The following is a 14830-nucleotide window of genomic DNA, read 5'->3' as shown; positions in this document are numbered from 1 at the left end:
ATTATTTCCCATAAATAATTTTCACCACTCACCAATCACTTACTCAATATTTCGAATCCAATATTAACGGTATTCCCATTACCATCAACCAGGGTAAGGATATGCTTGCCAGGTGGCGGGTTTAAAGCCATCTGGTGGAAATCTTTGGTAGTACCCACATATTGATCATCCAGGTGCCAGAAAATTTTCATGCCCGGCAAGCGGTGTGCTGCGTTACAAATCATCCGTCCGCGTGTGCCATCAGCCTCAAGGGGGATGTATATTTTTGCGCCATCTTTGGGATAAATCACTTCCATGGTATTTCCATTCTCGGTCTGGCTGCAATCTGCCCTAAATGGCGGAAGCACATGGTACTGATAATTTCGGGATTTATAATAATACTCCATAGATGGCGGCAGCACAAACCATTTTTTATTAATCATTTGATCTGGTGGTTCGCAATTACCATTTACCTGGTATTGCCCATTGGCAGATAGATGAATAAGCTGGTGATAAGGACAAACAGGTGCTCTTAATCCGGTTTTAGGTACCAGTACCTGGTCAATATCCTGGCAATACTGGCCGGCACGGTAGCCGCTTTGCCTGCACACGTCGATTTTTACCATTTCGCCGGTTGGCATTGCAAACCAATCTTTTGATGCAGGCAATAACCTGAAAATCTCGAACAGGGCAGGGGCAGCTGCGTTAATACCGGTTAAACCGGGCCGCCCTTCGCCATCGGTATTACCAACCCAAACACCCACCACATATCTTGGTGTTACACCAATGGCCCAGCCATCCCGGAAGCCAAAGCTTGTTCCTGTTTTCCAGGCCACGCGCTGGCTCGAGCTGAATTGCTGCCATAGCATCTCTTCGCCCGGCCTCATCACTTCTTCCATGGCCTGGAAAGTGGCATAGATCGAAGCGGCGTCAAGCAGGCCCGATTTTTCCAGATCGGGTTTCTTAATATCCTGTTTGCTATAAAAAGGACTGTGAAAATCCTCAGGGTCGTAACTGCCGTTGTATTTATCGTAATGATTAAGCACCCTGGCCATATCTGCATAAGCGCCTGTAAGTTCCCAAAGCGTATTTTCGCCCCCACCGAGTATCAACGATAATCCATAATGGTTTGCCGGTTTGGTTAGGGTGGTGATCCCAATTTTATGCAAGAAATCATAAAATTTCTCGAATTTGTACTGCTGCAGTAGTTTTACTGCAGGTACGTTAAGCGATCTGGCCAGGGCTTTCGAGGCAGGTACAGCACCGTCATACCCCATATCGAAGTTCTCCGGGTGGTAACCGGCTATCAGTGTAGGCACATCCGGTAGTAAGCTGTTAGGCAATATCAGCCCGTTATGCATTGCCGAAGCATACAACAGTGGTTTTAGTGTGCTTCCGGGGCTGCGCGGGGCATCAATCACATCTACATCGCTTTCCATTTGCGGGTCTTCATGGTGGGTAATATTACCGGCATAAGCCAATGTTTCGCCCGTTTCAACATCCAGCACAATTGCAGCTATATTGTTAATATCGTTTGCCTTTAAAACCTGGTGATGTTGCTCCAATATATCGTTAACCTGCTGCTGCAAGCCAGAACGAATACTTGTACGAATACGGGTATCGCCTATTGGCTTGGCATCGTAATCGTTTTTAAAGCGCTGTAGTAAATGCGGAGCAAGGGACGGCAGCGGCATGGGCCTTTCCGGTACGGGTTCCAATTTTGCCAGTTCGGCTGTTATACTGTCGATGACGCCTTGCTTATATAATCGGCTGAGCAGCCTGTTCCGTTTATTAAGCAATGTTTGCCTGTTCCTGCCGGGATGCACTAATGACGGCGCATTGGGCAATACCGCCATTGTGGCCATTTCGCCCCAGGAAAGTTTATCCGGGCTACGGCCAAAATAGCGCCAGGAGGCGGCATCCAGGCCAATAACGTTGGTGCCAAATGGCGCGTTGCTGGTGTAAAGGGCTAATATTTCCTTTTTGCTGTAGGTAAGTTCCAGCCGCAGCGCCATAAAAATCTCCAGTAACTTATTCCAGATGTTGCGTTTGTGTTTGGTGGCGAGCCTTATTACCTGCATAGTAAGCGTACTGCCGCCACTGGCTATTTTTTTTGAGCTGAGGTTTTGTTTAATAGCACGCCCAAAAGCCAGGCCATCAAATCCGGGGTGATGCTCAAAGCGTTTATCCTCAAAGGCCATGATACATTGCTTGAATTTTTCGGGCACACTATCATTATAGGGAAAGCGCCATTGGCCGTCTTTGGCGATGGATGCGCCCAACAATTGGCCCTGATTATCGTCGATTACGTATGATGTTGGGCTTTTAAATAGTGGCTTTGGCAAACAAAACCAAAACAACGCGGTTAAAACGAACAGGAATACAAGCAGAAATATTACTTTTGGTCTTTTTAAGTAAGTTTTTATCCGTTTTAATACAGCTTGCATTAAATAATATTTTCAATAAAGATATAACTAAGCTTTATATCGCTACCATATCCGCAAGCGGATTTTTTGACAAACAACATAATGAGCATTCAAAAACTTTCAATTATTATCCCGGCTTATAACGAAGGCAATACCATACATTTAATTTTGGATAAAATTAAAGCGATTAAGCTAACTAATGAAATTCAAAAAGAGATTATTATTGTAAATGACTGTTCAACAGACCATACCGAACTTGCAATCAGTTCATACCAGCAATCCAACCCGGATGTAAACATCCAGTACTTTAAGCACGAGATAAATAAAGGTAAAGGGGCAGCCTTGCATACCGGCATCTCGAAAGCAACGGGCGAATATCTGATAATACAAGATGCTGATTTAGAATACGATCCGGCCGAATATAACGATTTGCTGAAGCCCGTGGTAAACGGATTTGCCGATGTTGTTTACGGCTCCAGGTTTATGGGAAGTAACCCGCACCGCATATTGTTTTTTTGGCATACTATAGGTAACAGGTGGTTAACCTTTGCATCAAATATGTTTAGTAACCTTAACCTAACGGATATGGAAACCTGCTATAAACTGTTTGATACCAAATTGATACAGGCTATCCCCCTAACCGAAAAACGCTTTGGGTTTGAGCCCGAGGTTACCATCAAAATATCAAGGGTACCCAAAATCAGGATCTACGAAGTAGGTATTTCTTACTACGGGCGTACTTATGAAGAAGGCAAGAAAATAGGGTGGAAGGATGGCGTAAGGGCTATCTACTGCATATTAAAATACGGGTTGTTCAAAGGTAAATAGTTCAAACAAAAGCAACAAAAAACCACACAAATCATACATTTTTTGACAAGTTTATTTCAAAAAAATGCAACTTTTGAACAGTTTTTTCACACACGATACTTCCCCTGTTTTCAGCATCGGTTTTGAAGCTTTTTACCAGCCAGTTTTTGTCGGTTTTTAAAATATTGGTGTTGGTGATGTGCGTGCCGTCGAGGCTTGGGATGTGTTTGAGGTTTTCGTCTAAGCCCTGGGCGGTGGCTTTGGTAAGGGCTTCCTTTCTTGTCCACAACAAAAAGAAATTTTCCGGGTTGCCATTTATGAAATTAATTTCGGCGGGATTGAAATAATCTTCCAGTATCGATTGGAATTTAAACGAGGCATCTATGATTTCCGTATCCACGCCAACATCGGTTTTTGCTATTGCTATCAACACCCAATTTGCCGAGTGGGATACATTATATCGCAAATCCGCTCCCTCAATAAATGGCTTTTTGTTTGGGCCGCTGCCGAAGACGATATCACTTGCCGGTTGATTGATGTACCTGCTCACTATCACCCTCAATGCGGCCCTGCTGATAATAAACCGAATCCGATCTTTTTCCTGTACATAACGGTTTGCCCGTACAATTTCATCGGGCTGCAGGAGATTTAGAAAGTGTGCAGCTTGGTGTTTATATGAAGGAATATAAATTCGCCAAACATCTACGGTATCTTCCGATTGAAAATTGCATTCAGTTTCTGGTTGCCAGTTAATGGTACCTGACAATTGAATGTTCACCTCTACCTGTGCCATTGTAATTTATTTTTTAGCAGCCTCATCCAGGCAATTTTGCAGGATATTGGCAAATACCTTGTCGTTGGGCGCTTTAAAAATAGTATTATGCTCACCGGGTATTTTATGTACACTTACCCCCTTCAGCGCATATTGTTGCCATCCAAGATATTCAAAATCATCCATGTAAAACGTATGTTTTTCGGCACGGAAAAGCTCGATCTTGATATTATAAGGCTTGAGCTGATATTTCCTTTCGGCAAGGAGGTTCATTTCGTCTATTTTGTTGGAGTACCCAAAAAAGCCTTCCTGTTCCTCATCTTTAGTAATTTTCCATACCGTTTTGGTGAGCCGGCGTTTAAGACCTGTAGCATTGTGTGCAAGCGTTTGCACCACACCATCTTTAAATGACAAATTATAGGCCAGCTTTCGCATAAAAAATTTGCCCCGTTTCATATACTGGGTTGGGAGCGCATCATAAAATGGCGATCTGTATGCATAAGTATCAAACATAGCCAGCATTTTTACCTGCTTGCCCATTGCCTCCAGCTGTCTGGCCATTTCAAAGGCGATGATACCACCAAATGAATACCCTGCAAGCGCGTAGGGCCCGGTTGGGTTTTGAGCCATAATAGCGGCATTATAATGTGCTGCTATATCAATTATATTGTCAAGTGGCTCGTCAACGCCATTAAGGCCCTTTGCCTGTAGGCCGTAAACCGGTTGGTCGGCATCCATATTTATGGCAAGTGCGTTAAACAACAACACATTTAAGCCGGCGCCATGTACAATGTAAATTGGCATTTTGGTACCGGTTGGCTTTATAGGCACCAGCGAATCCCAAACGATAGATTTGCCATCCATTTCCAGCATCAAGGCCAGTTTCTCGACTGTTGAGTTTTCAAGCAAGGCGGCAAGTGGCAGGCGTTTACCGGTCAGTTTTTCGATCCTGGTCATTACCTGTACGGCTATCAGCGAGTGGCCGCCCAGCTCAAAAAAATTATCGTAAATGCCAATGTTCCTGATCTCCAAAAATTCCGACCAGATGTCGGCCACTAATTTTTCCACATCAGTACGTGGCGAAATAAACAGGTTGATGCTTTCGGCCAGTTTGGTGTGCTCATTGGCCAGGGCCTTTTTATCTATTTTGCCGTTAGGCGTAAGCGGCATGGCCTGCACAATGATGAAATCGTCAGGAACCATGTATTCGGGCAACAAGCCTCTGAGCTCGGTGCGCCATCCTTTTATTTGAGTAGTATCGCTTTCATCCTTGTAGCCATCTTTCACCACAATGTAGGCTGCCAGTTTATCAATACCATTTTTATCTGGCCGGGCTAGCACTACGGCTTCTTTAATGTTGTATTGAGCTATCAACTGATGCTCTATTTCGCCGGCCTCAATACGGTACCCACGTATCTTGATTTGAGAATCTATACGGCCAAGGCACTCAATTTCCCCATCAGTCGTAAATCTGCCCATGTCGCCTGTACGGTACATTTTGTTGTTAGGGTTGCGGGAGAATGGATCGTCCACAAACTTTTCAATGGTGAGCTCCGGCTGGTTCAGGTAACCTTTGGCTACGCCATCGCCGCCAATATAAATCTCGCCGGCAGTACCGGACGGCAAGGGATTCAGGAATTTATCTAAAATATAAACCGACGTATTATCAATGGGCCTGCCAACGGTAATTAACTCATCGCCAGCTTTTATTTGCTTAATGGTCGACCATATGGTGGTTTCCGTAGGGCCGTAAACGTTCCATAAACCGGCCGCCGCCTTTAGTATCCTGTCGGCTAATTCTTTGGGCAGGGCTTCGCCACCGCACAATGCCTTTATCGATGTGGTATTATTCCATCCGGCTTCCGCCATAATGCGCCAGGTGTAAGGAGTGGCCTGCATTATGGTTATCCCTTCGGCCTTTATCATATCAAGCAATATCCGCCCGTCTTTCGCCTCGTTGCTATCGGCAATAATTACCTGCGCACCGGTAATAAGCGGCAAAAACAATTCCAGGCCTGATATGTCGAAGCTCACCGTAGTTACGGCCAGTAATTTATCGGCAGCCGTTAAGCCCGGCTCTTTTTGCATGCTATATAAAAAGTTTACCAGGCTGCCATGTGTTATCTGCACGCCCTTAGGGTTTCCGGTTGAGCCGGATGTATACAGGATGTAAGCCAGGTCGTCACCGTCTACTTCAACGCCGGGATCAGTAGTTGGGTATTGGTCAAGAGTTTCCCATTCGGTTTCCAAAACCAGTTCCTGAGCATTGGATTGATAATGGCCCTTATATTGTGCAGAGATGATCAGCACAACAGCAGCAGAATCAGCCAGCATGTAATTAATGCGCCCTAAGGGGAATTGCGGGTCAAGCGGCATATAGGTAGCCCCCGTTTTCATTATGCCCAACATTACTGCCACCATTTCGGCAGAACGGTCAACAGCAAAGGCAACTTTATCACCTTTTTTAACGCCCCGGGTAATCAGTAACGCAGCAAAACGATTGGCATTTTGGTTTAATTCCTGGTAGCTTAATTGGGCCTGGCCAAATTTTACGGCAATACTATTATTAAATATGGCGGCTTGTGCCGCAATTACCTGGTGTAATGGCTTGTTTTTGTCGTACGGTGCATCAGTTTTGTTCCAGCTATTTAACTGGCCGATGAGTGCAGCAGTTTCTTTACGGGTAAGGTTACCAATCAAAATATCGGGGCTTGCAACCAGTTGCCTAAGCAAAAATTCAAATTCATCCATCATATTATGGATGGTTGCCGATTGAAACAATTGGGTGTTATATGACCACTCCAACACCAGCGATTCATCGCGGCCAGAGATATTTACAAATATCTCGAAGCTTTCGTACTCGCGGGGATTACTGCGGAGGTAGTGCTTTAGTCCGTAAAACGCCACATCATCATCCATGCCCATATCAATGTTGAACATTACAGGCACCAATGGTATGCGGGATGCATCACGCTGGATATTTAACTTTTTAAGCAGGCTGCCGAAGGTATACAATTGATGATCGTACGCATCCAGTATGGCTGTGTTCCTGGCTTTTAAATAACTTTTGAATGATTGTTCGCCATTGGGCTGGCTTCGCAAAGCAAGCAGGTTTACACAATGCCCTACCAGCCTGAAATTGCCCGTTGCAGATTGGCCAGCGGCAGGTAAACCCAGTATGATCTCGTCCTGGCCGGTTATTTGTTGTAAAAATACCTCGAACGCTGCCAGCAGTGTAGTTACAAAACTGGTGCCGTTTGCTTTGCCCAGTTTTTTTAGTTGCAGCGCCAGTAACATATCCAGATTAAAATCGTCCCGATGGCTTTTATAGGTACGTATGGCCGGGCGCGGCAAATCGGTTGGCAGGTTTAAGTAATGGTTGCTTCCTTTAAACTGATTAAGCCAGTATTGTTCAGTTTCGTGAAACTCGGGGGTTTGTTCAAATGCCAGTTGTTCGGTAGCATAATCAGAAAAAAGCAGGGCAGGAGGCAGTTGAATTTGTTCGCCCCTGGCATAGGCCGAATAAAATTTACTTAAATCCTGCATCAAAATACCTACCGACCAGCCATCACAAATAATATGATGGGCAATAAGCGTTAACAGGTGCTCATCCGGGGCTAATTTGATAAGGCTTGCCTTAAAAAGCGGGCCGGTAACCAAATTAAAGGGTGTTATGGCAAATTGTTTGTTCAAATTGCTGATAAAACGCTGCTGTCCGGAGGATGACTGGCCGCTCAGGTCGTGGTAATCAATATTTAACGGAGAGCTTTCATAAATACAGATATATTTCCCATCGGCGCTAAAAGATGACCGTAAGGCCTGGTGCCGGTTGGCAACATCCTGTAACGCGCCAAGTATAGCATCGTGATTTAATGAGCCGGTTAAAGTAAGCGAAAACGATTCATTATAGGCGCAATTAGCAGCATCGCCGCCGATAAGGCACGATGTCCAGATCTCCAGTTGTGATTCTGTCACAGGGGCAACCGATTGTAATTCCGGCCCTGCAAAGGGATCAAATTCTACGGGGATTGTATCGTATGAAAAAGAAGTATCCAATTTAATTGCTGCTTAACTTAACCTGTAAAAATTTTCCGGGATTGTTGCTATCGCTGATAAACCATCCGGGGTTGCCATCTTTATCGCGCCCAAGTTTTGCACCGGGAACAGGAGGGGCGGACAGTAAATTTATCGGCCCATTGGCGGTAACTTCAGGTTTTTCTGATGGCATAAAACCCGACTCAATCATCTCGGCAACACTTTCTTTAAAAGCGGTAATAATCTGGTCTATTTCTTCGTCGGTATGGGCTGCCGTAACAAAACACGGAAACAAATCCCATATATGAATGCCTTTAAAGCGCATCAGTGTAAACAGCAATTCGCCATAAGCCAGTTCATACTTAAACTTGATTTTCCAAAGAGATCCAAAAAATGGTGAGTACAATGGGATACCCTCGGCCTCGCAAATGGCGTTTAAAGCATCAGAGAGGCGTTTGGTGCGGGCGTTCAACTCCTGCTGCAGGGCCGGGCCTTTTTCCTTCATGTAAAGCAGTGTGGCTTTACCGGCGGCCAAAGCCAAAGGATGCCTCACAAAAGTTCCGGCAAAATATGTTACGCCTGCTTCGGGTTGCGAGTCATCACCGTATTGCCAGGTACCGCCATCCAGTGCATCCATATATTTGCTGATGCCTGCAATGGCGCCAATAGGCATGCCACCGCCAATTACTTTACCATAGGTGCCCAGGTCAGCCTTGATGCCAAACATAGCCTGGGCACCGCCCGGATGCATCCTGAAGCCCGAAATTACTTCGTCAAATATCAAAACCGTTTCTGAACGGCTGGTAATTTCCCTTACTTTTTGCAGGAATTCAACAGGCTGAAATTCAGGTCGCCTGCTTTGTACCGGCTCCACAAGTACCGCGGCAAATTCATGTGCCCTTTCGGCTATAATTTTAAGCGATTCCTCGGTGCCATAATCAAGGATGAGCATATTCTGTACCGCCTCGGGCATAATACCGGGGGCCGCAGGCACGGTTTTTAACTTCTTTGTCCCACGTACAATCACCTCGTCATTAATACCATGGTACGAACCGCTAAAAGCTACTATTATTGAGCGGCCTGTTACCGTACGCGCAATACGCATAGCGCCCAAGACCGCTTCCGATCCGGTGTTGCAAAGGGCGGCGCGATCAAAATTGGTAAACTCGCAAATCAGTTTGCAAACATCGCCCGCCAGTTCATGCTGAGGGCCAATTTCGTAACCTTTTTCAACCTGGTCCAATACTGCTTGTTTAAGTACATCGGCCTGGTAACCCAAAAGGTTCGATCCAAAACCATTAAGCGCATCAACATAGTCGTTGCCGTCAATATCCCAAACATGGCTACCTTTTGATCTGTTAACTACCAAAGGATAAACAACCTCTTTGGTTAATGGCCTGAAACCACTTACCACCCTCGGATCGGCCATATATGGGCGGTCTTTTTGGGTTTGCGCCTTGCTGCTTTTGGTTTTGGCGTTGTATTTTATGGTCAAATCATTTAAAAATGCTGATTGTTTTTCGGTCAGCTCCAGGGTTTGTTTTTCTATCCGGGCTGTAGCGCCAAAAGGTTTTTTTATCTCAATCTGCTCTTCTGCAGTAAGTTCCGGTTCCCGGTGATCTGGTTTAGCCGGAGTAATAGCCGGTGTTGCCGAATGATAAACAGGTGCAGGTAGCGCCGCCTGTGCACTGCCTCCTTGTATAAGCGCTAACTGGTTACTTAATAGTTGAAGTTGTTGTGATATTAAATTGATTATCAGGTCGTTATTGTTTGTTGTTGCACCGTTACTTGAAGCTGCCGGTATTGCAAACACAGGTTGCTGTGTGGTGGCTGCATGGGTGGGGGCAACGGCTTGTGGTTGTAACACATCGGCAGCAAGGTTTGCGTCAAGATACGATGCCAATAGTACCAGGCTGTTATACTCTTCAAATAATTTACGGAATGTAACGGGTACATTGAATTGTTTTTTAAGGTTGGTAGCTATCTGCGTAAGCGATAACGAATCAAAGCCGATCTCGATAAAGCTTAAGCCGGTGCCCGCCTCGTCAATTTCGATGCCCGACGCATCTTCAAATATCGCCCTAAGTTTATCAATCAATATATCTTTCCTTGTTTGCATAATCTGGGGTGTAGTAGGTTCCGGTTGGTGTGCAACATCTTCGGCTATGGTTTCAACTTTATTTAACATGATGGCTGGTTCAAGCCAGTAACGTTTATGATCAAATGCATAAGTTGGCAGGTCTATCTTGTTGCGTTGCTGGTTGTTATAGATATTTCCCCAACGCGGTTCAATGCCATTAAGCCATAATTGCCCCACTGCCTTTAATACGGATTTATACTCGGTATTGGTTTCGTTTTGTTCAAATCCGGCTATAACGGGCACCGTTTTATCAACAATATGCTGCCGGGCAAGTGTAGCTAAAACGATTCCCGGACCAGCTTCTAAGTAAAGGCGCCCTTCATCTTCCAGTAAAGTATCCAGGGCCTGGGCAAAACGCACGGTTTTCCGGAGGTGTTGCGACCAGTAAGCGGGGTCGGTAGCTTCGACCGCGCTCATCCACTTGCCGGTTACGGTAGATACTATGGGTTTTATGGGCTGGTTTAATTTTATTGATTTTACAACCTCTTCAAATGCCCCTACAATATCATCCATCATTGCCGAATGGAAGGCATGGCTGGTAAGTAATAACCTGCCTGGGATACCCTGTTCTGCCAATTGTTCGGCAAAGGAATTGATAGTGTTGGTTGGGCCTGCAACAACACAAAGTTTACGGGTGTTTATTGCTGCTATTGACAATTTAGCAGGCAATATGGCTGCCAGTTTTTCGGCTTCCATACGTACCGAAAGCATGCTGCCGGGTTGGACGCTGTTTACCAGGCGCGCCCTTTCCGAAATCAATTTTAAAGCATCGGCAAGGTTAAAAACCCCCGCTAAATGAGCAGCCACAAACTCGCCTACGCTATGGCCGGTTAGTACACCGGGTTGTATGCCAAAGCTCATCCACAGCTTAGCCGTTGCATATTCTAAAATAAATATGGCCGGTTGCGCGTAAAGCGTTTGCTTTATTTTTTCGGCCGATTGGTTATCAGCTACCCTGGGGTAAAGTATTTCAAACAGATTTTCATGTATGGTGCCTTTTAAAAGGGCCATGCATTCATCAACGGCTGCGGCAAAAACAGGTTCGGTTTGATACAGGTCGAACCCCATATTTGCATACTGCGATCCCTGGCCGGGGAACATAAATACAACCTCGGTAACACCGGTTTTTAAGTTTTTTGATGCCGACAGATCTGCTTCCGGGGTTTTTAATCTGGCTATTAACTCATCGTTATTGGCAGCAATTATAAACCTGCGGTGATTAAACCCGGCGCGGGTAGTTTGCAAAGTATAAGCTGCATCGTCAAGGTTCAATGCCTCGTTCTCACCTATAAATGTGCCCAATTTTGCAGCATAGCCGTTAAGGCTATTTTCGGTTTTGGCCGACCAGGTAATAAGTTTAAATGGTTTGCCAGGATCTGAATGAACAGGATTGTCCTCAAATTCCTCAACAATAACATGTACGTTGGTACCGCCTACACCAAATGAGCTTACTCCTGCCCGGCGTATGGCATCCGTTTCCCAATCCTTCAGCTGGTTGTTGATATAAAAGGGGCTATCTGCAATATTGATATTGGGATTGATGTGGTTATAGAATAACGATGGCGGAATTTGTTTGTGGCGCATAGCCAAAACTGTTTTTATTAAGCCCGCTACGCCCGAGGCCGCGGTAAGATGCCCCATATTACTTTTGATGGAGCCTATGGCGCAAAATTGTTTTTTATCCTGGGCACCAAAAGCAAGGTTAAGGCCTTCTATCTCAATCGGATCGCCAAGTGGTGTGGCTGTGCCATGTGCTTCTACATAAGTTAAAGACGATGCTTCAATCCCGGCATCGTCAATTGCCATTGCTATAGCGCCGGCCTGTCCATGGGCGCTTGGGCCGCTAAAACTGCTTTTGGCCGCGCCATCGTTGTTAATACCTACACCTTTAATTACAGCGTAAATGGTATCGCCGTCGCTTTTGGCATCGGCTAATGATTTTAATAGCACTACCCCGGCACCGTCGCTAAATACTGTGCCGGTAGCCTGGGCATCAAAAGTACGGGTATGGCCATCTTTACTCATGATGGAGCCTTCTTCATAAAAATGCCCACTTTTTACAGGCGATGTTATAGAAGCGGCACCCGCGATGGCTACATTGCATTGCCCGTTGCGAATGCTGGTTACAGCCTGCGCAATGGCTAATAACGAGGTGGAGCATGCTGCATAAACAGCAACCGCAGGCCCTTCTAAATTCAGCTGGAATGCGGTGCGGGTTGCTATATAGTCTTTCTCGTTAAGTAACCTAACCTGGAAATGGCCCGTACGCTCAACTATTTCGGGGTTGGTTAACACGTTGTTATTGTAATAGGTATTGTAGCCGCAACCGGCAAAAACACCTACAGCGCCTGTATATTTCTGCGGCAGATAGCCGGTTTTTTCAAGTACTTCCCAGGCTATTTCTAAAAATACACGGTGCTGCGGATCCATCAGTTCGGCATTTCGCGGGTTGAATCCGAAGAAACCGGCATCAAATTCGTCTGCCTTATCAATAATGCCCCTTGCTTTTACATAGGCAGGGTCGTTTTTAACACTTGCCGGGATCGATTTATCTATTTCATCGGCTGAGAAAAATGTAATGCTTTCTTTTCCGCCGGATAGTAACTGCCAAAATTCGTCAATGGTATTTGCGCCCGGAAACCTGCCGGCCATGCCGATGATGGCTACATCATGATTTGCATTCCCGGTATTTTTTTTAATTAAAGATGGGAGTGGAGCCGGCTTATTGCCGTCGCTTAAAAAGCTAACGAGGCCGCCAATTGTTGGATACTGGTAAAGCTTGGTTATTGGTACATCTAAGTTTAACTCCTGCTTTAAAGTGGCTACAGTTTTAAGGGCCAGCAGGGAGTTACCACCTAAAAGGAAAAAATCATCGTCGATCCCTATTTTGTTTAACTGCAATAAACTTATCCAGATACCGGTAATGTTTTTCTCTATCTGGGTTGATGGAGCCTGATATAATACAGCAAGTTCGGGCCGTTCCAAACCTGGGTTGGGCAACGCGTTTCTGTCAACCTTACCGCTGGTGGTTTTTGGAAGCTCGCTGATCCATACGTAGGCCGATGGCAGTATAAAGTCGGGCAGCTGTTGTTCGAGTGCTTTTCTGATGGCTGTTGTATCCTGCTTGCCTGTTGACGAAATCAGGTAGGCTATAAGGCGCTTTTGACCGGCTGCATCTTCGCGGGCAATAACAACCGACTGCCGGACATTGCCAAGCTGATTAAGCAATACCTCAATCTCGCCCAGTTCCACGCGGTTGCCACGGATTTTTACCTGGGTATCTTTACGGCCCAGGTATTCAATATTGCCATCGGGAAGATAGCGGGCCAAATCGCCGGTGCGGTAAATGCGGGTAATTTTATTTTCGACCGTTATTTCGGTAAATTTTTCGGCCGTCAGATCTGGTTTGTTCAGGTATCCATCGGCAAGGCTCAGGCCTGCAACGCAAAGCTCGCCGGTTTCGCCTTTTGCTAATGGGATAAGATTTTTATTTAAAATCAGAATCCGGGTTTGGCTTATCGGGATGCCGATAGATGGTAATGCCGGCCATAGCGCAGGGTCGCCATGTAATTTTAACGCTGTAACCACATGGGTTTCGGTAGGGCCGTATTGGTTATATAAAACAGCGCTAGGCAATCCCTTAAAAAAAGCGGCAATTTGTGGTGTAACTTTTAGCTGCTCGCCCGCAGTCATTACTTCCTGTATACAGGCGGGGATATGGTTGTTGGCAATGGCAGCTTCGGTTAAGTATTGCAGCACCACGAACGGCAGGAAAATCCGGTTGATGCTGTTATCCTGTATATATAGCAACAGCTTTACCGGATCGATGCGCAAATCATCATCAACAAGCACCAGTGTGCCGCCTGTTGTAAGTGTAGCAAATATTTCCTGGAAGGATACATCAAACGTAAGCGGTGCAAACTGCAGGGTATTGGCCCCTGTTGTTGCTATAGAGTGTTCCCGCTGCCATAAAAGTAGGTTGACTAATGCAGCATGGCCCATTAAAACGCCTTTTGGCGTACCTGTTGAGCCCGAGGTGTATAACACGTAAGCATCGCCGCCAGGCTGGTTTGGTGATGGCGCTGCAGGATAAGCTTTATCTGATAAAAGGAGATTTATGGGTAGCTTTTCAAATAGTGACTGCTGTTTTTCGGTTACTAAACAAGTATCAACACCCGAATCGAGAATTATTTGCTCCAGCCGGTCTTTAGGATAATCCGGGTCGAGCGGCAAATAGGCCTTGCCGGCTTTAAGTACGGCCAACACACTTACGATGGTTTCAACACACCGGAATGTACTAACCCCAACAATTGCCGAATTGGGCGATTGTGATAGCAAAGCGGCGGCCAGGTTATTAGCTTGCTGATTTAACTGGCTGTACGTAAGTTGCCTGTTACCAAAAGTAACAGCCAGTGCATCAGGCTTTTTTTGAAGCTGTTGCTCAAATAAATAGTGTACAAACACAGTACTGCCTAAACTTTCTTCAACTTCTTTACCGGGGGTTATATTCATTAAAATTGATGAGGTTAGCTTGGTTAACTTGCCTGATCGTTATTATAATTGGGGCGTTTAAAATAATGGTGCAGGTTACTTTAAAAGCTTTGAATATAGTAATTTTTTGTGTTCCAATAATGCAAAAACAGGGTCTGTATCAATAAAATTGATTATAAA

Annotated in this window: 5 protein-coding genes; 1 reads left to right on the top strand and 4 read right to left on the bottom strand. The window is 45.4% G+C overall.

What is annotated here, in order from left to right:
- Positions 1 to 35 precede the first annotated feature (35 nt).
- The gene (gene pbpC / locus AC1RM2_RS28210) at positions 36 to 2426 is read right to left on the bottom strand and encodes a penicillin-binding protein 1C (RefSeq protein WP_492988498.1); all 2391 of its coding nucleotides are present in this window, start codon (positions 2424 to 2426) and stop codon (positions 36 to 38) included.
- An 81-nt stretch (positions 2427 to 2507) separates the two neighbouring features.
- Here pbpC and AC1RM2_RS28205 point away from each other — a divergent pair, with 81 nt between their 5' ends.
- Entirely contained in the window at positions 2508 to 3233 is a 726-nt protein-coding gene (locus AC1RM2_RS28205) for a glycosyltransferase family 2 protein (protein ID WP_492988497.1), read from the top strand.
- Positions 3234 to 3264: 31 nt separating this feature from the next.
- On the opposite strand, the gene AC1RM2_RS28200 is transcribed toward AC1RM2_RS28205, so the two are convergent.
- From AC1RM2_RS28200 to AC1RM2_RS28190, 3 genes are read right to left on the bottom strand one after another with little or no spacing between them, the layout of a single operon-like run.
- Positions 3265 to 4005, bottom strand: coding sequence for a 4'-phosphopantetheinyl transferase family protein (locus tag AC1RM2_RS28200; RefSeq protein ID WP_492988496.1), 741 nt, complete (start codon positions 4003 to 4005; stop codon positions 3265 to 3267).
- 6 nt (positions 4006 to 4011) lie between these two features.
- Positions 4012 to 8040 carry a non-ribosomal peptide synthetase gene (locus tag AC1RM2_RS28195; protein WP_492988495.1) on the bottom strand — a complete coding sequence of 1343 codons (4029 nt, stop codon included), beginning with the start codon at positions 8038 to 8040 and terminating at the stop codon, positions 4012 to 4014.
- 1 nt (position 8041) lies between these two features.
- Positions 8042 to 14671 (bottom strand): amino acid adenylation domain-containing protein, encoded by a 6630-nt coding sequence (locus AC1RM2_RS28190; RefSeq protein WP_492988494.1) that lies wholly within the window; start codon positions 14669 to 14671, stop codon positions 8042 to 8044.
- Positions 14672 to 14830: the final 159 nt, after the last annotated feature.

The sequence above is a fragment of the Mucilaginibacter sp. GW822-FHT03E02 genome, assembly GCF_058801545.1.
Note: the sequence above shows the minus strand (reverse complement) of the source record. Positions and strands in the feature narration are given on the sequence as shown.